Raw genomic sequence first — 19,628 nt, 5'->3', positions numbered from 1 at the left:
AGAAGGATGCGACCTACCACCTACGAAACCGAGCACGAGATGCAGGACCGCGCCATATTAGTGAGCCTCATAACGAACGAAGTCAAACGCGCATCAGGCGATCCGGAGCATTCCCTACAGGAGCTTGTCAACTTAGCGGAGACGGCGGGCGTGCTTGTGCTGACGTCACTCACCCAAAACAAAGAAACGCCGGACTCCAAATGGTTCATCGGCAAAGGCAAGGTCGAGGAGGTCCGCGCGGCGGCGGAGGAGCTCAATGCGACGACGGTCATTTTCGACCAGGAGCTGTCCGGGGCGCAAGTACGGAACCTGGAAGAAGCGTTGGACTTGAAGATTATCGACCGCACGCAATTGATACTCGATATTTTCGCGCAGCGCGCGAAGACGCGCGAAGGGATTATCCAGGTCGAGCTCGCCCAGCTTAGTTATTTGCTGCCGCGTTTGTCGGGACACGGCAAGAACCTCTCGCGTCTGGGCGGCGGGATCGGCACGAGAGGCCCGGGTGAATCGAAGCTCGAGACCGATCGCCGTCATATCCGGGACCGCATCTCCGATCTGAAAGGCCAACTGGAAGAAGTGGTTCGCCACCGGACGCTGCACCGCGAACGTCGGAAGAAATCCGGTGTCATCCAAGTTGCCCTGGTCGGCTACACGAATGCGGGCAAATCGACGCTGCTGCGCGAGCTGACGAATGCCGACGTCTACGTCGAGAATCAGCTGTTCGCGACGCTCGACCCGACTTCGCGGAACCTGAAGCTGCCAAGCGGCAAGGAAATCGTGCTGACCGATACGGTTGGATTCATCCAGAACCTGCCGACGGATTTGATCGCGGCTTTCCGCGCCACGCTCGAGGAGGTAAACGAAGCCGATCTGGTGCTGCACGTCGTCGACAGTTCTTCGCCGATGCGGAATGAGCAGATGGCTGTCGTTGACCGGATTTTAGGCGAGCTCGGGGCTTCCGGCAAGCCGCAAATCACGGTATATAACAAAATTGACCTGTGCGTGGCAGACGGCTCCGAGCTGCTGCCGGCAAGCAGCGGGGATGCCATCGCGATGAACGCTTACGATGCCGACGATCGCGGCAGGCTGCTTGATCTTGTGCAAAGCAAGGTGACGGGCGCGACGCGAACGTTCTTGTTCCCGGCCGAGCGGGGAGACTTGGTCGCGCTTGCCCACCGTGCCGGAGAAGTGATCGAGCTCGAGGTGAACGGCGAGATTCTTCGGCTGACGGTGGCGTTGAATAAACAGGACTACGAGCAGCATGGCCACAAGCTGGACGAATTCGTCGAACAAGCGTAAAATAGTACTTTCGTGCACAGATTTCGCATTGGAGACATAAGGAGAGACAACGGTTGTGAATGACTTCGCAAGACATGAGGAACCCCGGCAGGAGCAGTGGGAAACGCTGCTCGGCTGGGCAGAAGAAGCGGAAGAGCGCCTAAGCTCGATCTTTCGATCGCTCGATCGGACCGCGGAACGCAATCAATGGAAAGTAATTCGCGCTTTTCAGCGTCATAAAGTAAGCGATTTTCATTTTAACGGGTCGACCGGGTACGGCTATAACGATTCGGGCCGGGAGGTGCTAGACTTGGTCTACGCCGACGTGTTCGGAGCGGAAGCTGCGCTCGTTCGTCCCCATTTCGTCTCCGGCACGCATACGATCAGCTGCGCGTTGTTCGGACTGCTGCGGCCGGGAGACGAACTGCTGTACATAACGGGAAGACCATACGACACCTTGCATAAGGTCATCGGCAAGCCCGGCGATGGCAAAGGGTCGCTTCAGGATTTCGGCATCGGCTACGACGAGGTCGCGCTTCTGGATGACGGCGGCATCGACTGGGATGGCGTGGCGGCGAAGCTGACTGACCGAACGAAGGTCATCGGCATTCAGCGGTCCCGAGGATATGATTGGCGTTCTTCTTTTACCGTGGCGGACATTGCGGACATGGTGCGTCGCATTAAAGGAATGAAACCTGACGTTCGAATTTTCGTCGATAACTGCTACGGCGAGTTCACGGAAGAGCTGGAGCCAACGCAAGTCGGCGTTGACCTCATGGCAGGCTCGCTTATCAAAAACCCGGGCGGCGGACTGGCGCCGACCGGCGGTTACGTGGCAGGCACGAAGGAAGCAGTCGAACTGACGGCATACCGGCTGACGGCGCCGGGGATCGGCGGCGAAGTAGGCGCTACGCTCGGCACGCTCCGCTCCATGTATCAAGGCCTGTTCATGGCTCCACACACGGTGGGACAAGCCTTGAAGGGAAGCGTCTTGGCGGCCGCGATTTTCGAGCGGCTCGGCTTTGACAGCAGTCCTCGTCCGGAAGCGCCTCGCACCGATTTGATTCAAGCGGTTCGCTTCGAACGGCCGGAACAGCTGATCGCGTTCGTGCAAGGGATCCAGAAGGCGGCGGCCGTAGATTCGCACGTCGTCCCCGAACCATGGGACATGCCCGGCTACGAGCATCCTGTCATCATGGCGGCAGGTACGTTCATGCAGGGTGGCAGCTTGGAGTTATCGGCCGATGCGCCCATTCGGGAGCCTTACATTGCTTACATGCAAGGCGGTTTAACGTATGCCCATGTCAAATACGGCGTGCTGAATGCCCTTCACACTCTCGCGGAGCGAAAGTTAATTGTAATTAAACCTCACACAACTTGACACTTTTTTGGTAGAGGAGTTACAATAGGGGTATATATTCAGAACTGGAAGGTTGATGCGACATGGGTGATGATATTCGCAGAAATATGGCGTTGTTTCCGATCGGGATCGTCATGAAGCTGACGGACTTGACCGCACGGCAAATACGTTATTATGAACAGCACGAGCTGATCGTTCCTGCACGTACATCCGGCAATCAACGGCTATTCTCATTCAATGACGTCGAAAGACTGCTTGAGATCAAATCTTTAATTGAGAAAGGCGTCAATATTGCCGGTATTAAGCAAGTGATGAATCCGGTTTCAAAGGAATCCGAGGAAGCAACCGTCGTCACCGACCAGTCGGAAGTGAAACGTCGCGAGCTGTCGGATGCGCAGCTTCACCGTCTGCTCAAGCAGCAGCTGCTTGAGAAACGGCCGGGCAAAGCATCGTTGATCCAAGGCCAGCTGTCCCGTTTCTACAACAAGAAATAACGCAGCGATCTAACACTAATCCATGAAGGAGATGATTCTGTGAGCTACACGAAAGAGGACATCACCCGTATTGCGAAGGAACAGAACGTCCGTTTTATCCGTCTTCAATTTACCGACCTGCTCGGCACGATCAAGAACGTGGAAATTCCGGTCAGCCAATTGCAGAAAGCGCTCGATAATAAAATGATGTTCGATGGTTCTTCCATCGAAGGTTATGTTCGTATTGAAGAATCCGACATGTACCTTTATCCGGACCTCGACACGTGGGTTGTTTTCCCGTGGGTAACGGAAAACCGCGTCGCGCGTCTTATCTGTGACGTGTACATGCCGGATGGCACGCCGTTCGCCGGCGATCCGCGCGGCATTCTGAAACGTGCGCTGAAAGAAGCGGAAGCGATGGGCTTCACGGCGATGAACGTCGGACCGGAACCGGAGTTCTTCCTGTTCAAGACGGATGAGAAGGGCGAACCGACGACGGAACTGAACGACCAAGGCGGCTACTTCGATTTGGCCCCTACCGATCTCGGCGAGAATTGCCGCCGCGAAATCGTGCTGACCCTGGAAGAGATGGGCTTCGAGATCGAAGCCTCCCATCATGAGGTTGCTCCGGGCCAGCACGAGATCGACTTCAAATATGCGGATGCCATCCTGGCGGCCGACCAAATTCAAACGTTCAAACTCGTCGTCAAGACGGTTGCCCGCCAGCACGGCCTGCATGCCTCGTTCATGCCGAAGCCGCTGTTCGGCGTGAACGGCTCCGGCATGCACGCGCATCAATCGCTGTTCCGCGGCGAAGAGAACGCGTTCTATGACGAGTCCGACAAGCTTGGCTTGAGCCAAACGGCGCGTTATTACATGGCCGGCATTCTGCGCCATGCGCGCGCGTTCGCAGCGATCACGAACCCGACAATCAACTCGTACAAGCGTCTTGTACCGGGTTACGAAGCGCCTTGTTATGTGGCATGGTCCGCAAGCAACCGCAGCCCGATGATCCGCATCCCGGCTTCCCGTGGTCTGTCGACGCGCATCGAAGTGCGGAATCCGGATCCAGCGGCTAACCCTTACCTGGCACTCGCTGTTATGCTGAAGGCAGGTTTGGACGGCATAAAGAACAAAATGCCGCTTCCGGCGCCGGTAGACCGCAATGTATACGTTATGACCGAAGAAGAGCGCATCGACGAAGGTATTCCAAGCCTGCCGTCGGATTTGAAGGAAGCGCTCGACGAGCTGCTCCGCAACGAGGTCATCTGCGACGCGCTCGGCGACCATGCGCTTGCGCACTTCTATGAGCTGAAAGAAATCGAGTGGGATATGTACCGCACCCAGGTTCACCAATGGGAGCGCGATCAATATCTGACGCTGTACTAAAATAGATGTCCTTGGCTTGGCGTTGTCCGGAGGTATGATCTCAGTCAGCGCTTCAGCATCAAGCTGTTCAACTACAGCTGGAAACCACTTATATATTTTTAATAAAGTCTCCCTTTGATTTGCGTCGTTTGGCAATTCGAAGGGAGTTTTTTTTATGATTACAGATATAAAACGCAATGATTCAGACTATGGAGAGATCCGGAAAAGATTACAGCGGGAGGCTTAATTGTGGGTAAACTTATGGGCAATATCCTTTTTCGTCGAGTGGGCATAACGACACTGGTCATCGCGGGCATGATGCTCGCAGCAGGTGCAGGCGCCTATGCGGCCACGAAAATGACCTTGATCGTAAATGGCAAAAAATCAACCGTTGAACCTATATCCATTAAGGGGGTTACTTACGTCCCGCTCCGCTCTGCCGCTGAGATGCTTGGTGCAGAAGTCAATTATAATGGTGCTACGAAATCTGTGATGATTGCGAGCAAACCAGATTCGTCGCCTTTAGGCAATGAAGGCAATGGCGTGGTCGGTTCAGTTAACGGCGTTCCCATTACCAAAAATCAGCTTTACGCAGCGATGGCCGCAGTCGGCGGATCCCAAATGCTGGACAACCTGATACAAGAAGAGCTTGTGAAGCAGGAGGCGAAGAAGAAGGGGATCGTCATCAGCGACAAAGATGTGGATGCGGAAATGGCGCAGATCAAGAAGCAGTTCTCCTCCGATTCGGAATTTCATGCTGCTCTTCAGCAATCGAACATGACACTCGAAGATTTGAAGAAGCAAATACCGATGCAGTTACGTATTCGCAAGCTCGTGGAGCTGCGTGCGAAAGTGTCCGATGAAGAAGTGAAACAATATTTTGAGGCCAATAGAGCGATGTTCGATCAGCCTGAGGAAGTGAAAGCTTCGCATATTTTGGTCTCCACGAAAGCACAAGCCGATGAAATTATGATGCAGCTGAAGGGAGGCGCGGATTTTGCGAAGCTGGCGAAAGAACAATCGACCGACACGGGCAGTAAGGGAACCGGAGGCGATCTTGGTTTCTTCGGCAGAGGCGTAATGGTTTCTGAGTTTGAAGAAGCTGCGTTTTCGCTAAAGGTTGGAGAGCTGGGCGGACCGATCGAGACTGAGTTTGGCTTCCACATTATCAAAGTAACCGGCTATAAGGAAGCAAAGGCCGCTACGCTTGAAGGCAAAAAAGCGGAAATTCGAGAACAGCTCATCCGCCAGAAGATTGCGGAGCTTTCGCCTCAGTTGCTGGAAGAACTAAAGTCTAAAGCGCAAATTACGAATACGCTTAATGGGAGGTAGTGAAGGCGAAGGATTGCCTGCGCCACCCCGACGACCATGAATGACCAAGATGAAGAACCCTAGAAGCCATGTGCATCAGGGTTCTTCTCTTTGTTAACGACTGCGAGTGACATGCGCATGCGCCGAAGAGAAGTGAATACAAAAAAGAAGCGCGCACAAGGCGGCTTCCCGTTCGCCGGCACGAGGCCGGCTAAGATGAAGAAGGCGGAGCTTAGGATTTTCCGTGATCGACGAAAATAGAAATGACGACAAGAACGGCACTGATACCGTTTGCAAGATCATTGATCGTCTCGTCCGGAATTTGAATGCCGGCGCTGTCGAGCAGCAGTTTGGCCGCGCCAAGGATTCCGATGATCAAACCGGGTTGTTTCAGTTTCGTCAGCAACTTCATCACCTCGATCGAACTGGAATACGTTATGCTATGATGCCATGGTTCGAATCGATTGGACGAACGTTCGCATGCGAAAGCCTGAATTGGTCAAGTCGTTATGATGCCTATTATGCGTGAACGAACATGAGAGCAAAAGAAACAGGCAGACCTGACGACGTCTATCGTCGTAAGGTCTGCCTGTTCGATTACCTGTTCGATTAATGGATATCGCGGAAGAGTCCAATTACTTTGCCGAGAATCGTCACGTTGCGCAGCCGGATCGGCTCCATCGTCGAGTTCTCAGGTTGAAGACGGATGTGATCGCGTTCCTTATAGAACGTCTTGACGGTTGCTTCGTCATCCTCGGTCATCGCGACAACGATCTCGCCATTGTTCGCCGTCTGCTGCTGACGGACGATTACATAATCGCCATCATGAATGCCTGCTTCGATCATGCTCTCGCCCATAACGTTCAGAATGAAGACGTTGTCGTCTCCGACGCGATCAGCAGGCAGAGGGAAGTAATCTTCGATATTCTCGGTTGCCGTAATCGGTAGGCCGGCCGTAACTTTACCGACCACGGGTACTTTGGCGATCGCGAGCGGGAAAGGGATGCTCTCCATATCGGAGTCCAGTATTTCAATGGCGCGGGGTTTCGTCGGGTCGCGGCGGATCAAGCCCTTCTTCTCTAGCCGGTCCAAATGGCCGTGAACCGTCGAACTGGAGGCTAGTCCGACCGCTTCGCCGATTTCACGGACGGAAGGCGGGTAGCCCTTCTCCCGAACCTCGGTCTTGATGAATTCGAGTATCGCCTGCTGGCGGTTGGAAAGTTTCGACAAACGAGATCACTCCATAAGTTCATTTGTGTCAAATTATAACACAGAACCGGAGTTCGTACAAACATAAGTTCGAGAAACACAAGTTCGCATCGGGGTGCGAACAAATGTTCCAAATGTCGTTGACACCAAACGAGTGTTCGTGTTATTCTTAGTTCATCGAGAACAGAACAAACGTTTGGGGGAATCGAATATGGTAAACACGGTCTCTACTTATACATACACGGAACGGAAACAAGGTACGGCAAGACGCACGGCAGCGAACAAACGCGTCAAAAAGTTGAGAGCAAGCCATATTGCGAAATTCACGACAGTCGTTGCGTTCTTTTTCCTTCTTTTTATCGGATTCATGATTATGAAAGGCAATGCGACTACAGCCATTCCGGAAGCGCCGACGGCATCCGAACAGGTTATCGTAGTTGGCAGCGGCGATACGCTTTGGGCGATCGCAAGCGAAGTGAAGGGCAGCGGCGAGGATATCCGCGAAGTCATCTACTCCATCAAGCAGCGCAATGGGCTTCGAGAGAGAGCGTTGCATGCAGGCCAGAGCTTAATCATTCCGGCGGACCACTAGGTTCGCCGTTTTTTGTTGTTGTCTTGACAATGGACGAGCAAAAATGTCAAAGTAAAGAGTGGAATGTTGACTAGCATGAGCGTTACGGAAAGAGAGGCGTACCACTTTGGAGAAAATCATCGCACGTATAAACGAGCTGTCGCGCAAGCATAAGACCGTGGGGTTAACGGAGGAAGAGACAGCGGAACGCGCCGAGCTGCGCAAACAATATTTGGACAATTTCAAACGGAACTTCCGCGGGCAGCTGGATAATATCAAGTTTGTCGAGGACGAGGAAGACAACATCAAACATTAAGACATCAAGACCTCGAGCCGTTGGATCGAATACGAGGAGGAATGTCGATATGGAATACCGTTTATTAGGTAGAAGCGGACTTGCAGTGTCGGAGCTGTGCCTAGGCACGATGACGTTCGGCAATACGACGAGCGAGCAGGACTCCGTTGAGATGATTCATCGTTTTTTTGAGAAAGGCGGCAATTTCCTGGATACCGCGGACGTATACGTCTCCGGCCGCTCCGAAGAGATCGTCGGCAAAGCGATCCAAGGCCGCCGCTCGGAAGTCGTGCTCGCCACGAAGGTCCGGATGCCAACCGCGGATCATCCGAACGGGGCGGGAATCTCCCGCAAGCATATCATGGATGGCGTCGATGCCAGTTTGAAGCGTCTGCAGACGGATTACATCGACTTGTACCAGGTACATGTATGGGATCACGCGACGCCGATCGAAGAGACGCTCCGCGCGTTGGATGATCTCGTGACCGCTGGCAAAGTCCGCTATATCGGGTGCTCGAACTTTTTCGCGTGGCAGCTGATGAAGTCTTTGGCCGTCAGCGATATGAACCGGTACGTTCGTTTCATTTCCATTCAGCCCCAGTATAGCTTGGTTAGCCGGGAGATGGACCGCGAGATGATGTCGCTCTGCCGCGAGGAGAATATCGGCATCATTCCTTGGGCGCCGCTTGGAGGCGGTTTTCTTACCGGCCGATATAACCGGGAAGAACCAACGGCAGGCAGGCTGACGTCCAAGGTTGGTGAAAGCTCGTGGGCGTTGCGTAACTCGGACAAGAACTTCGCGATCTTGGAGGAAGTCCGGAAGATCGCCGGAGAGCTGGATAAGTCGCCGGCCCAAATTTCGCTCGCGTGGTTGTTGAGCCGCCAAGGGATCACCTCTCCGATCTTCGGCGCAAGCACGTTGGAGCAGTTCGAGGATAATATGGGCGCCGTCGGCTGGACGCTTCCGCGTGAGCTGTACGACCGCCTGGACGAAGTAAGCAAGCTGCCTTCGGAGTATCCGAATCGATTTATCGAGAAATTCGCACGGCCGTTTTAAGGCGCTGGGTTCAATCGGGGTTCGAGTAGAATCGCATGAAACCAAAAACAGGCATCATCCGTAATAGCCTGGGGGTTGCGCGTCGAGCGCGATCCCCGATCTCTATCTACCTGTAAATTAGGAGGCTCCCCATTTGTCATCAAGATCCTGGGAACGCAAAGTTCGCAAAAACCAGACACAGCTGAATAAGCAGCGCAAGAAATACGGCCAGACGCCGCTTCATGTGCAAAAGACAGAGGAAAAATTGGATACGTTCAAAGGCCGCAGTTTTATCATGCCGGCATTCCTCGTTCTCTTCATCGGGATGTACGTCATTACGACGTTCACGTCGGATTATTACAAAGATGCGGGCGCGATGTATTGGGTGACGATCGGCCTTTACGTGCTGATGGCAGTTATCTTCATTCTTCGCCGCCCTTATCTGTCGGTTGGCAAGGATTATGTCCGCACGCGCCGTTTCGGCGGAGACCGCAATCTATATACGGTTGCCATCAAGGCGATCAGCGTACAGAAAGGTTCGGTCGTCATCGAGCAGCAGAAGGGCGCAAATTGGGTATTTAGCCGCATGATCAACCGATATCCGACGGATGAGATGGCGGAACGCCTTCGCGCGTTCGCAGCCGTCCATAACATACCGTTCAACGAGAAAAATTAGACTGGAGTGCAAATGAAGCATGCCGAAGAAAGCCGTACTGTTTGATTTGGATGATACGCTGTTGTGGGACGAGCGCAGCGTGCAGGAAGCATTCGATGCAACCTGTGAATCGGGAGCGGCCCGAACGGGCCTGAATGCCAAGGAGTTGGAAGCTGCCGTGCGGGAAGCGGCGCGCGAGTTGTATGCATCGTACGAGACATTCCCGTTCACCAAAATGATCGGCATCAATCCCTTCGAAGGCTTGTGGGCGAATTTCTTGGCCGGCGAGCAGGAGGAGTTCCGCAAGCTCCAGCAGCTCGCGCCTCTCTACCGCCGCGAATCGTGGACGCGCGGTCTTAAGGCGCTTGGTATCGACCATCCGGAATTAGGCGCGGAGCTGGCCGAGCAGTTCCCGGCAGAGCGCCGCAAGCGTCCGTATGTCTATGAAGAAACTTTCCGTCTGCTCGAGCAGCTCAAGGGCAAATACATGCTGCTGCTGCTGACGAACGGCTCGCCGGATTTGCAGCAAGAGAAGCTCGATGGCGTGCCGGAGCTTGCGCCGTACTTCGATCATATTATCATTTCGGGCACGTTCGGCGAAGGGAAGCCGGCTGCTTCGATTTTCAAACACGCGTTAGAGCGTCTGGGCATCGAGCCGGAGGACGGCATTATGGTCGGAGACAAGCTGACGACCGATATTCTGGGCGCGAACACGATCGGCATGACTTCCGTATGGGTCAACCGTCATGGCGCGGTCCGGACGGACGAAATCATTCCTACCCACGAAATCAAGCATCTCGAAGAGCTGCTGCCGCTGCTGGCCTAAACTTCGCGCGTTCCCAACGAAGGAAACGCAAAACAACCCCCGTTCTCCTAGGAGAGCGGGGGTTATTGGTTAGGTATGAATTATTTCTGGAACGAAGGGTCCGCGTACGGGTGCGCAATCCAGCCTTCCGTCTCGATGAAGAGGCGTACGGCAACGATTTGACGGTTCTCCATCAGCGTGAAGAAGTGCGCCTTGTGCTCCGGTACCGAGATAACGTCGCCGGCTTCGAGCTCGACGTCGAAGTAGCCGACATCGTCGGTGCCTTTAATGATGAAAATGCCTTTTCCCGCCGTAATTGCACGGACTTCGTCTTCCGTATGTGTATGGACCGATTCGAACTTCTTCAACAGTTCGTCCAGGTTAGGCGTTGCGTCGGAGAGGGAGATGATATCCCACGTACGGTAGCCGCGGCGGCTTGCCAGATCGCGGATGTCCTCGTCATACACGGAGAGGATTTGCGCTTTCTCGTCGTCGGTCAGAACGAACTTCTCGCGAAGCTCTTCCGGCAGTTTGTCGGTATTCCAATGTTCGTACAGAACCTCTTGATTCTCAAGAAATGCGCGGACGTTCTCCTCGCCTTGAATGCGTTCGTCAGTATTGCGGATACGAATTTCAGCCATTCCAATCCCTCGTTTCGTTGGACTTTATTTCCGATAAGAATAATTATAGTATAAAACACAACCCCTGTCGACATTAGAACCTTTTCACCCGATGTCGATTCTGGTAGACTAAGGGTTAATGATTTTGGGGTTCTATAGTTGAAGGCGGGAAGGAAGAAGTTCACCGATGACGAAACCGACCATTCAAGAAATGATGGGCCGTCGCATCTTGATTCTCGACGGTGCAATGGGCACGATGATTCAACAGCGCGATCTAGGCGCCGCTGATTTTGGCGGCGAAGAGCTGGAGGGCTGTAACGAGATGCTCGTGCTGACGCGTCCGGATGTCATTCAGGACATTCATGAGGCGTACTTGGAAGCCGGCGCGGACATTCTCGAGACGAATACGTTCGGAGCGGCCAGCGTCGTGCTGGCCGAATACGATATTCCCGAGAAGGCCAGGGAAATCAACCTGGCCGCGGCTTCGATCGCGCGCAAGGCGGCGGACAAATTCTCGACGAGCGATCATCCGCGTTATGTCGCGGGCGCCATGGGACCAACGACGAAGACGTTGTCCGTGACGGGCGGCGTCACGTTCGACGAGCTGGTCGAGAGCTACTGGGAACAGGCTGTCGCGCTCATCGACGGCGGCGTGGATGCCCTGCTGCTGGAGACGTCGCAGGATACGCTGAACGTCAAGGCGGGCAGCATCGGCATCCGCCGCGCGTTCGAGACGACGGGCGTGACGCTGCCGATCATGATCTCCGGGACGATCGAGCCGATGGGAACGACGTTGGCCGGTCAGTCGATCGAATCGTTCTATATCTCGCTCGAGCATTTGAATCCGATCTCCATGGGACTGAACTGCGCGACCGGACCGGAATTCATGCGCGATCACATCCGTTCCTTGTCGGAAATCGCGCGTACGGCGATCAGCTGTTATCCGAACGCGGGCTTACCGGACGAGAACGGGCAGTATCACGAGTCGCCGGCTTCGCTCGCGCGCAAAATCGCGGATTTTGCCGAACAGGGCTGGCTGAATATCGCGGGCGGCTGCTGCGGCACGACGCCGGATCATATCCGGGCCATGGCGGAGACGCTGTCGAAATACCCGCCTCGGACCAAGCTGGGCGATCACCCGCCGGCGGTCTCGGGCATCGAGACGGTGTTCATCGAAGACGAGAACCGACCGATCATGATCGGCGAGCGCACGAATATTTCCGGCTCCCGCAAATTCAAGCGCCTCATTAAAGAAGGCAAGTTCGACGAGGCTTCCGAGATCGCGAGAGCGCAGGTAAAGGGCGGCGCCCATATTATCGATATCAACTTGCAGGATACGGATATCGATGAAGCCTATGCGGTACATCAGTTCTTGCCGCAGGTCGTCAAGAAGATCAAAGTGCCGCTCATGCTCGATTCCACCTACGATCATATCATCGAGCTCGGACTCAAATATTCGCAGGGCAAAGCCGTCATCAATTCCATCAACCTGGAAGACGGCGAATCAAAATTCGAGAAGATTCTGCCGCTGATTCACCAATACGGCGCGGCTGTCGTGTGCATCTTGATCGACGAGCGCGGCCAGGCGGTTTCGCGCGAAGCGAAGATGGAAGTCGCCACGCGCTCCTATGAGCTGCTTACCGGCAAGTATGGCATGGCGCCGGAAGACATTATTTTCGACCCGAATATGTTCCCGGTCGGCTCGGGCGATCCGCAGTACATCGGCTCTGCCGTCGAGACCATTGAAGGCATTCGGATGATTAAGGCGAAATATCCGAAGGCGAAGACGATACTCGGCCTCAGCAACATCTCCTTCGGTCTGCCCGACGCAGGCCGCGAAGTGCTGAACTCCGTCTATTTGTATCACTGTACGAAGGCGGGCCTCGATTACGCGATCGTCAACACGGAGAAGCTGGAGCGGTATGCCTCCATTCCGGAAGACGAGCGCAAGCTGGCGGAAGATTTGATCTACAACACGAACGACGAGACGCTCGCCGCTTTCGTGGCCGCGTTCCGCGACAAGAAGATCGAGAAGAAGGAGAAGGCGTCGAATTTGACGCTGGAGGAGCGGCTCGCTTCTTATGTCGTCGAAGGAACGAAGGAAGGGCTCATTCCCGACCTGGACGAAGCGCTCAAGAAATACTCCGCGCTGGAGGTCATTAACGGTCCGCTGATGAAAGGCATGGAAGAAGTTGGCCGTTTGTTCAACAACAACGAGCTGATCGTGGCCGAGGTGCTCCAAAGCGCGGAGGTCATGAAAGCATCGGTCGCCCATCTCGAGCAGTTCATGGAGAAGGACGAGACGTCGGTGAAAGGCAAAATCATTCTGGCGACGGTTAAGGGCGACGTTCACGATATCGGCAAAAATCTCGTCGAGATCATTTTGTCGAACAACGGCTACCAAATTATCAACCTGGGCATCAAGGTGCCGCCAGAGCAGATTATCGAAGCTTACCGGAAAGAAAAGGCGGACGCGATCGGCCTCTCCGGCTTGCTCGTCAAATCCGCGCAGCAGATGGTCGTCACGGCGCAGGATATGCGCAACGCGGGCATCGACGCGCCGATCCTAGTCGGCGGCGCCGCGCTGACGCGCAAGTTTACGAAGACCCGCATCAGCCCGGAATACGACGGCCTCGTGCTGTACGCCAAAGACGCGATGGACGGGCTCGATATCGCGAACAAGCTCGTAGATCCGGAGCATCGCAAAACCTACGAAGCCGAATTGGCGGAGCTCAAAGCATCCGGACATGCATTCGAAGAGGAACGCAAGCCGCTGCCTGAATTGAGCCGCGCGGTTCGCTCCAATATTTCGCAAGACGCGCCGGTCTATATTCCGCCGGACTTGAACCGTCACGTATTACGCAATGTGCCGCTTACGCGAATCGTGCCGTACGTCAATATGCAGATGCTGCTCGGCCACCATTTGGGATTGAAGGGCAGCGTGGATCAGCTCCTGAAGGAAGGCAACGAGAAAGCCGTCAATCTGAAAGAAACGGTGGACGGCATTCTGCAGGAAGGCGTGGCGAACGGCATTATTCAAGCGCACGGGATGTATCGTTTCTTCCCGGCGCAGTCGTCGGGCAACGATATTATTATTTACGACCCGGAGAATCCGGCCAACGAAATCAAACGTTTCACGTTCCCGCGCCAGCAGGTGGATCCGTATCTGTGTCTGGCGGACTTCTTGAAGCCGGTCGAGAGCGGCGTCATGGATTATGTCGGTTTCCTCGTCGTAACCGCCGGTCAAGGCGTGCGCGATCTGGCGAATGAGTGGAAGGACAAGGGCGATTACCTTCGTTCCCATGCGCTTCAGTCGGTCGCGCTTGAAGTGGCCGAAGGCCTAGCCGAGCAAGTCCACCACATGATGCGCGATACGTGGGGCTTCCCGGATCCGCCGGAGATGACGATGAAGCAGCGTCACGGTGCTCGTTACCAAGGCATCCGGGTGTCGTTCGGCTATCCGGCGTGCCCGAATCTCGAGGACCAAGAGCTGCTGTTCGATCTGATGAAACCGCAGGATATCGGCGTAGAGCTGACCGAGGGCTTCATGATGGAGCCGGAGGCTTCCGTATCGGCGATGGTGTTCGCGCATCCCGAGGCGAAATATTTCAATATCGACAAAACTTGATCGCGGGCGGCCCGATTGCCGCGTAGACGTCTGCAGAGGCGTTATACCGGCAATCAATCGCGCCATCATACCCTTCAAACAGCGGAATACGTTCCGCCGCTTGGAGGGTATTGCTATACATAAGCCATTTCGCGAAGAGAGGAGGTTCCGTCTTGCATCTTACCTTTTTCGGAACAAGCGCCGGACGCCCGACCAAGGCGCGCAACGTGACATCAGCCGCGCTCATGCTGCCGGAGCCGCTGCATACGTTCTGGCTGTTCGACGCCGGCGAGGGGACGCAGCACCGGATGCTTGGAACGAAGTACAAGCTGAATCGGCTGGAGAAAATATTCATTACCCATTTGCACGGCGATCATTTATACGGGTTGCCGGGTTTGCTGAGCAGCCGTTCGTATTTTGAAGGCGCGGTGCCGCTGCAGATCTATGGACCTCCCGGACTGCAGGCTTACTTGAATGCGGTGTTCCAAATTAGCGGCTCGCATATCGAATACGAGCTGTCCGTGAACGAGATCGAGCCGGGCATCATCGTGGACAATGAGCGCTTCAAAGTGACGGCGGGCCCGCTCGAACACCGGATACCTTGCTACGGCTACCGGATCGAAGAGAAGGACACGCCGGGCGCGCTTAATCTTGCCGCGCTCGCGGATCTCGGTCTGAAGCCGGGGCCGGCTTACGGCCAACTAAAGCGGGGAATGGACGTACAACTGGAGGACGGCGCGTGGATTCGGTCTGCGGACGTCTTAGGTCCACCTCAGAAGGGACGCATCGTGACGATCCTTGGCGATACGCGTCCATGCGAGGAAGCGGTCCGTCTTGCGCGGGATGCCGATCTGCTCGTGCACGAGGCGACGTTCGCGGCCGGCATGGAAGAGAAGGCGGCGGCTTACGGCCACTCCACGGTACTGCAAGCGGCCACGATCGCTTCGCGCGCAGGCGCGAAGAAATTAGCGCTAACGCACTTCAGCTCCAGGCTGGATGCGAATGCGCTGCTGGAGCTGGTCGAAGCAGCCAAAGGACTTATTCCCGACTCCGTGGCCGCCGAGGATTATATGGAAATTTCGATCGCGAGGCAGCAGTAAATCGATTGAGCATCTTCTTTGCCGGACAACAAAATTTAACCACCGAATAGAACGACAAAATCCCCCGAGCGCTGGCGCCCGGGGGATTTTCGTGCGTTTTGCGAAGCGTCCGGCTTATTGGTTCGCTTCGTCTTGAATTTCCGATCTGAACTTTTGAAGACTTTCTTTGCGGTGCTCGTTTTTGACTTGAATGTCGTTCAGCTCGGTGGCGGAAATTTCGTCCGCATGCTCGTCCAAGTATTGCTGGGCTTCATGCAGGTTTTGCTCCGTGTTCTGAACATGCTGCTGCAGGTGCGCGACATTGTCGGCGCGGTTATCCGGTTTAGCCATCGTGAATGCCTCCCATACACAATTCATGTAGTCGTGCCGTTGAAGCTCAACCCGAACTAGCTTGCGCGGACGGAGAAGGGAATATGCGCCGAATGGGGGGGAGGCGAATGTTTGTCCCCTTACAATTTCCTCATCTGACGGAAACGTTTGGCTGATGATCGGGCGCTACACTGATGGTGCGGAAGATTCATTTGAACGGGAGGACGAGAGAATGGATACCGGGAGCCATTTGTTATTCGGTTTGACGCTGGCGGGGTTAGCCGCGGTCGATCCGCACGTCGCCGCTCATCCGGAGCTGCTGCCTGCAATGGTATCGGCCACGATGATCGGCAGCCATGCGCCGGATTTCGATTCGTTCATGCGCTTGAAAGGGAAGGCGGCCTACATTCGAACCCATCGTGGAGTGACGCATTCGCTGCCGGCGCCTATCGTATGGGCGTTGTTGATTGGCTGCGGTTCGGCTGCGATTTTCGACCAGTGGTCATTTCTGCCCACGCTCGTACTTTGGACGTTTGCCGCGGTTTGTTTTCATATCGCGTTAGACTTATTGAACGGCTACGGGGTACAATGCTTGCGGCCTTTCTCGCGAAAATGGTGGCATCTGGACGCGCTTTGTCTGTTTGATCCGTATTTATTCGCGCTCCATACGGTATCCGCGATTGCTTGGCTGTTCCTGGACGTTGCGCCTGCCCCTTTATTTGCGGTCTCGTATGGATTGACCGCCTTGTATATTATATGGCGGCTCGCCGTGCATGGCCGGACGATGCGCATCGTCCGCGGCGTCTACCCGTCCGCCGGGACAATTTCGCTGCTGCCCAGCCTCTCCGGACGCGTCTGGCAGTTTACGGCGGAGATGGGGAATTCGTTTCGTATGGGGAAGGTGAGAGACGGCATCATTATTGAGGAGGCCGTCATGCCGAAGACGCCGGAGGACAGCTTGCCGCCGCAGGCGCGAGCGACCTTGGGAACCGACGTCGTGCGGACCTTCCTCGGATTCGCCGACCGCATCCACGTGAACGTCTCGCCCGTCGCCGAAGGGTACGAGGTCGTCTGGAGCGACGTCCGCTTCTGGACCAACAACAAAATGCCGTTTGGCACGGCCGTGACGCTCGACCCGCAGCTGAACGTGTTGCGCGAGCGGATCGGCTGGGACAAAAAAACGTGGGAGCCGCCTCACGTATAAGCTTGGAGGAAGTCCGCCATTCCGTCGACGTCGGAATGGCGGTTTTTTGCGCGTTTTCTTAAAGAGCGAAGGATTGTTTTTACAGGCGGCGGCTCTAGCAAAACGAACAAATATTCGCTAAACTGGTAGGTAGACCGAGGTGAAACCAATATGCTCCGTAAACAAACGTTACCGGAACTCATTCAAGAGCTTCGCGGACATGAAAATATAATCAACTGGCACGAAATGGAGCCGCAGGAGGCACGGACGAAACCGATGCCTGCCGGCGTTGACCCGCGCATCGCGGCGGCGCTCGCCAAACGCGGCATTCGCGAGCTATACTCGCACCAACATACCGCTTACGAAACGGTGGCTCGCGGCGAGAATATCGTAGCCGTCACGCCAACCGCTTCCGGAAAGACGCTTTGCTACAATTTGCCCGTCCTGTCGGCCATCGCGGCCGACGATACGAGCCGCGCGCTCTACTTATTCCCGACGAAGGCGCTTGCCCAGGATCAGAAGAGCGAGCTGAACGAGATTATCACGGAGATGGGCATCGACATCAAGAGCTATACGTACGACGGCGATACGTCGCCGGCGATCCGCCAAATCGTGCGCAAGGCCGGCCATATCGTCATCACGAATCCGGATATGCTCCATTCCGCCATTTTGCCGCATCATACGAAGTGGGTCAGCCTCTTCGAGAACTTAAAATATATCGTCGTGGACGAGCTGCATACGTACCGCGGCGTGTTCGGCAGCCATGTGGCCAACGTCATCCGCCGGCTGCGCCGCATTTGCAAGTTCTACGGCAGCGATCCGATCTTCATCTGCACGTCCGCCACGATTGCGAACCCGAAGGAATTGGCGGAGCAGCTGACCGGCAAGCCGATGCGGCTCATCGACGACAACGGCGCCCCGCGCGGACGGAAGCATTTTGTCTTCTACAACCCGCCGATCGTCAATCCGCAGCTGAACGTGCGCAAGAGCGCGACCGCCGAGGTGAACAGCCTGGCCAAGAAGTTTCTGCGCAACAAAATCCAGACGATCATTTTTGCCCGCAGCCGGGTGCGCGTCGAAATTATTTTGAGCCATATTCAGGAGCTGGTGAAGAACGAGCTCGGCACGAAGTCAATACGCGGCTATCGAGGCGGCTACTTGCCGAAGCAGCGGCGGGAGATCGAACGCGGCTTGCGGGACGGGGAGATTCTCGGCGTCGTGAGCACGAACGCGCTGGAGCTCGGCGTCGATATCGGCCAGCTTCAAGTCTGCGTCATGAGCGGCTATCCGGGCAGTATCGCCAGCACCTGGCAGCAGGCGGGCCGGGCCGGAAGACGTCATGGGGAGGCGTTGATTCTGATGGTCGCCAGCTCCACGCCGATCGACCAGTACATCGTCCAGAACCCGGAGTATTTTTTTGATCGGACGCCGGAAGCCGCGCGCATTAACCCCGAGAATCTGATTATCTTGGTCGACCATCTTCGCTGCGCGGCCTACGAGCTGCCGTTCAAGGGAGACGAAGAATTCGGACCGCTCGACGTGACGGACATTATGGAATATTTGGTCGAGGAGCGGGTGCTGACCAAGCGGGACGACACCTTCTATTGGGCGAATCAATCATTCCCGGCCAGCAGCATCTCGCTCCGTTCGGCGTCGCAGGAGAACGTGGTCATCATCGACCAGTCGAACGTCGCGGACGTCAAGATCATCGGCGAGATGGACCGATTCAGCGCCATGACGCTGCTGCACGACGAAGCGATCTATTTGCACGAAGGCGTCCAATATCAGGTCGAGAAGCTGGATTGGGACCACAAGAAAGCGTATGTCCGCGAAGTGGACGTCGAGTATTATACGGACGCCAACTTGGCGGTTCAGCTGAAGGTGCTGGAGATCGACAAGACGAACATACGCCGGACGGGAACGATTCATTTCGGCGACGTGACCGTCAACGCGATCCCGACGATCTTCAAGAAGATCAAGCTGTCCACGTTCGAGAATATCGGCAGCGGGCCGATCAATCTGCCTGAAGAGGAGCTGCATACCAGCTCCAGTTGGGTGGAGCTGAACGAGGACCAGCTCGATCCCGAGGTGCGGGGCGACCGGCTGGAGCAGGTGCTGCTCGGCATCGCCAACGTGCTGCGCCACATTATTCCAGTCATGGTCATGTGCGACCGCAACGACATTCACGTCGTCTCGCAGATCAAGGCCGTTCATTCGGGCAAGCCGACCATCTTCGTCTACGACCACTATCCGGGCGGCATCGGGCTCGCCGATAGCGTGTTCAAGCGATTCGACGAAATCAAAGACGCTGCGAAGAACCTGATCCGCCGCTGTCCGTGCAAGGACGGATGTCCTTCCTGCATCGGCACCGAAATCATCGGCATCGACGGCAAACGGCGGAGCATGGATATCCTCTCCTTCCTTTAAGCGGGAGGAAGCGAGAGGGCG

At 55.5% G+C, this 19,628-nt stretch carries 18 protein-coding genes; 14 read left to right on the top strand and 4 right to left on the bottom strand.

Annotation, left to right across the window (positions count from 1 at the left end):
- Positions 1–6 precede the first annotated feature (6 nt).
- The 5 genes from hflX (at position 7) to ACFSKT_RS17355 (ending at position 5,811) form a co-directional block, all read left to right on the top strand.
- Entirely contained in the window at positions 7–1,299 is a 1,293-nt protein-coding gene (hflX, locus tag ACFSKT_RS17375; protein ID WP_377719720.1) for a GTPase HflX, read from the top strand.
- A 55-nt stretch (positions 1,300–1,354) separates the two neighbouring features.
- Positions 1,355–2,659: a methionine gamma-lyase family protein gene (locus ACFSKT_RS17370; RefSeq protein ID WP_377719721.1), complete on the top strand. Its 1,305-nt coding sequence runs from the start codon at positions 1,355–1,357 to the stop codon at positions 2,657–2,659.
- Positions 2,660–2,721: 62 nt separating this feature from the next.
- Positions 2,722–3,132 (top strand): MerR family transcriptional regulator, encoded by a 411-nt coding sequence (locus ACFSKT_RS17365; RefSeq protein WP_148931177.1) that lies wholly within the window; start codon positions 2,722–2,724, stop codon positions 3,130–3,132.
- 39 nt (positions 3,133–3,171) lie between these two features.
- Positions 3,172–4,500: a type I glutamate--ammonia ligase gene (glnA, locus tag ACFSKT_RS17360; protein WP_377719722.1), complete on the top strand. Its 1,329-nt coding sequence runs from the start codon at positions 3,172–3,174 to the stop codon at positions 4,498–4,500.
- Between the two features lie 228 nt (positions 4,501–4,728).
- Complete coding sequence (locus tag ACFSKT_RS17355; RefSeq protein ID WP_377719723.1) at positions 4,729–5,811, top strand: peptidylprolyl isomerase; 1,083 nt, start codon at positions 4,729–4,731, stop codon at positions 5,809–5,811.
- Positions 5,812–6,022: 211 nt separating this feature from the next.
- Here ACFSKT_RS17355 and ACFSKT_RS17350 read toward each other — a convergent pair whose 3' ends face one another.
- Complete coding sequence (locus tag ACFSKT_RS17350; protein ID WP_377719724.1) at positions 6,023–6,196, bottom strand: hypothetical protein; 174 nt, start codon at positions 6,194–6,196, stop codon at positions 6,023–6,025.
- A gap of 203 nt (positions 6,197–6,399) precedes the next feature.
- Entirely contained in the window at positions 6,400–7,020 is a 621-nt protein-coding gene (lexA, locus tag ACFSKT_RS17345; RefSeq protein ID WP_377501706.1) for a transcriptional repressor LexA, read from the bottom strand.
- Positions 7,021–7,210: 190 nt separating this feature from the next.
- On the opposite strand from lexA, the gene ACFSKT_RS17340 reads away from it, so the two are divergent.
- The 5 genes from ACFSKT_RS17340 to ACFSKT_RS17320 all read left to right on the top strand — a co-directional run bounded on the left by ACFSKT_RS17340 (position 7,211) and on the right by ACFSKT_RS17320 (position 10,382).
- Positions 7,211–7,591, top strand: coding sequence for a LysM peptidoglycan-binding domain-containing protein (locus ACFSKT_RS17340; RefSeq protein WP_377719725.1), 381 nt, complete (start codon positions 7,211–7,213; stop codon positions 7,589–7,591).
- Between the two features lie 106 nt (positions 7,592–7,697).
- The gene (locus tag ACFSKT_RS17335; RefSeq protein WP_377719726.1) at positions 7,698–7,886 is read left to right on the top strand and encodes a DUF896 domain-containing protein; all 189 of its coding nucleotides are present in this window, start codon (positions 7,698–7,700) and stop codon (positions 7,884–7,886) included.
- A 49-nt stretch (positions 7,887–7,935) separates the two neighbouring features.
- On the top strand, positions 7,936–8,922 hold the full coding sequence (locus ACFSKT_RS17330) for an aldo/keto reductase (protein WP_377719727.1): 987 nt from the start codon (positions 7,936–7,938) through the stop codon (positions 8,920–8,922).
- Between the two features lie 133 nt (positions 8,923–9,055).
- A complete protein-coding gene (locus ACFSKT_RS17325; protein ID WP_377719728.1) occupies positions 9,056–9,577 on the top strand; it encodes an MFS transporter in 522 nt (173 codons plus the stop codon).
- 19 nt (positions 9,578–9,596) lie between these two features.
- Positions 9,597–10,382 (top strand): HAD family hydrolase, encoded by a 786-nt coding sequence (locus tag ACFSKT_RS17320; RefSeq protein WP_377719729.1) that lies wholly within the window; start codon positions 9,597–9,599, stop codon positions 10,380–10,382.
- 80 nt (positions 10,383–10,462) lie between these two features.
- On the opposite strand, the gene ACFSKT_RS17315 is transcribed toward ACFSKT_RS17320, so the two are convergent.
- Entirely contained in the window at positions 10,463–11,002 is a 540-nt protein-coding gene (locus ACFSKT_RS17315) for a 1,2-dihydroxy-3-keto-5-methylthiopentene dioxygenase (protein WP_377719730.1), read from the bottom strand.
- A gap of 166 nt (positions 11,003–11,168) precedes the next feature.
- Here ACFSKT_RS17315 and metH point away from each other — a divergent pair, with 166 nt between their 5' ends.
- Entirely contained in the window at positions 11,169–14,609 is a 3,441-nt protein-coding gene (metH, locus tag ACFSKT_RS17310) for a methionine synthase (protein WP_377719731.1), read from the top strand.
- A 152-nt stretch (positions 14,610–14,761) separates the two neighbouring features.
- On the top strand, positions 14,762–15,688 hold the full coding sequence (gene rnz / locus ACFSKT_RS17305; RefSeq protein ID WP_377719732.1) for a ribonuclease Z: 927 nt from the start codon (positions 14,762–14,764) through the stop codon (positions 15,686–15,688).
- 114 nt (positions 15,689–15,802) lie between these two features.
- Here the strand turns inward: rnz and tlp are convergent, their stop codons facing one another.
- Complete coding sequence (gene tlp / locus ACFSKT_RS17300; RefSeq protein ID WP_377719733.1) at positions 15,803–16,018, bottom strand: small acid-soluble spore protein Tlp; 216 nt, start codon at positions 16,016–16,018, stop codon at positions 15,803–15,805.
- A gap of 211 nt (positions 16,019–16,229) precedes the next feature.
- Here tlp and ACFSKT_RS17295 point away from each other — a divergent pair, with 211 nt between their 5' ends.
- Positions 16,230–17,201: a metal-dependent hydrolase gene (locus ACFSKT_RS17295; RefSeq protein WP_377719734.1), complete on the top strand. Its 972-nt coding sequence runs from the start codon at positions 16,230–16,232 to the stop codon at positions 17,199–17,201.
- Between the two features lie 150 nt (positions 17,202–17,351).
- Positions 17,352–19,607 carry a DEAD/DEAH box helicase gene (locus ACFSKT_RS17290; protein ID WP_377719735.1) on the top strand — a complete coding sequence of 752 codons (2,256 nt, stop codon included), beginning with the start codon at positions 17,352–17,354 and terminating at the stop codon, positions 19,605–19,607.
- Positions 19,608–19,628 lie beyond the last annotated feature (21 nt).

Source organism: Paenibacillus xanthanilyticus, assembly GCF_042682185.1.
Lineage (GTDB): Bacteria > Bacillota > Bacilli > Paenibacillales > Paenibacillaceae > Paenibacillus_Z > Paenibacillus_Z xanthanilyticus.
The sequence above is the reverse complement of the archived record's forward strand: the minus strand, read 5'-3'. Positions and strand labels throughout refer to the sequence as shown.

What these genes read in the sequence shown, in the direction of transcription:
- ACFSKT_RS17320 (WP_377719729.1), top strand. Translation starts at nt 9,597, where the DNA reads ATGCCGAAGAAAGCCGTACTGTTTGATTTGGATGATACGCTGTTGTGG.
- ACFSKT_RS17295 (WP_377719734.1), top strand. Translation starts at nt 16,230, where the DNA reads ATGGATACCGGGAGCCATTTGTTATTCGGTTTGACGCTGGCGGGGTTA.
- ACFSKT_RS17365 (WP_148931177.1), top strand. Translation starts at nt 2,722, where the DNA reads ATGGGTGATGATATTCGCAGAAATATGGCGTTGTTTCCGATCGGGATC.
- tlp (WP_377719733.1), bottom strand. Translation starts at nt 16,018, where the DNA reads ATGGCTAAACCGGATAACCGCGCCGACAATGTCGCGCACCTGCAGCAG.
- ACFSKT_RS17330 (WP_377719727.1), top strand. Translation starts at nt 7,936, where the DNA reads ATGGAATACCGTTTATTAGGTAGAAGCGGACTTGCAGTGTCGGAGCTG.
- ACFSKT_RS17315 (WP_377719730.1), bottom strand. Translation starts at nt 11,002, where the DNA reads ATGGCTGAAATTCGTATCCGCAATACTGACGAACGCATTCAAGGCGAG.
- ACFSKT_RS17290 (WP_377719735.1), top strand. Translation starts at nt 17,352, where the DNA reads ATGCTCCGTAAACAAACGTTACCGGAACTCATTCAAGAGCTTCGCGGA.
- ACFSKT_RS17340 (WP_377719725.1), top strand. Translation starts at nt 7,211, where the DNA reads ATGGTAAACACGGTCTCTACTTATACATACACGGAACGGAAACAAGGT.
- metH (WP_377719731.1), top strand. Translation starts at nt 11,169, where the DNA reads ATGACGAAACCGACCATTCAAGAAATGATGGGCCGTCGCATCTTGATT.
- hflX (WP_377719720.1), top strand. Translation starts at nt 7, where the DNA reads ATGCGACCTACCACCTACGAAACCGAGCACGAGATGCAGGACCGCGCC.